Raw genomic sequence first — 394 nt, 5'->3', positions numbered from 1 at the left:
GTCGTCGGCAAGGGTGTAGTGGCGCAACATCGCCGTTTCATCGGTTGGAAGATCAAAAAGTGCTGAGCGCTGACGCTCGGTGAGGATAGTACGATGCGCCATGTTTCTTTTGATTTCCCTATATGGTTTGGGTATTTATGATTAAGATACTGAATAAGGAATTATTCTGATGGCCGAAAGCTCGTCGTTTTCCAGATCATCTCAAACGAACGTTTGTGAAACATGCTGATCGGCTATGCGCGGGTCTCGAAAGCCGACGGCAGTCAGTCCCTCGATTTGCAACGGGATGCGCTGATCGCCGCCGACGTTGCAGAGGATCAGATCTATTCTGACCTTGCATCAGGAAAGAAAGACGACCGATCCGGTCTGGAGGCCTGCCTCAAGGCATTGCGCA

The 394-nt window shown here is 50.8% G+C and carries 1 protein-coding gene; it reads left to right on the top strand.

The features are described 5' to 3' along the window. Window positions 1–222 precede the first annotated feature (222 nt). The coding region (locus A3764_RS18815) for a recombinase family protein (RefSeq protein ID WP_161487515.1) at window positions 223–394 on the top strand (172 nt) is incomplete at its 3' end.

Origin of the sequence: Sulfitobacter sp. HI0129, assembly GCF_001635395.1 — a bacterium.
Taxonomy (GTDB): Bacteria; Pseudomonadota; Alphaproteobacteria; order Rhodobacterales; family Rhodobacteraceae; genus Sulfitobacter.
Note: the sequence above shows the minus strand (reverse complement) of the source record. Positions and strands in the feature narration are given on the sequence as shown.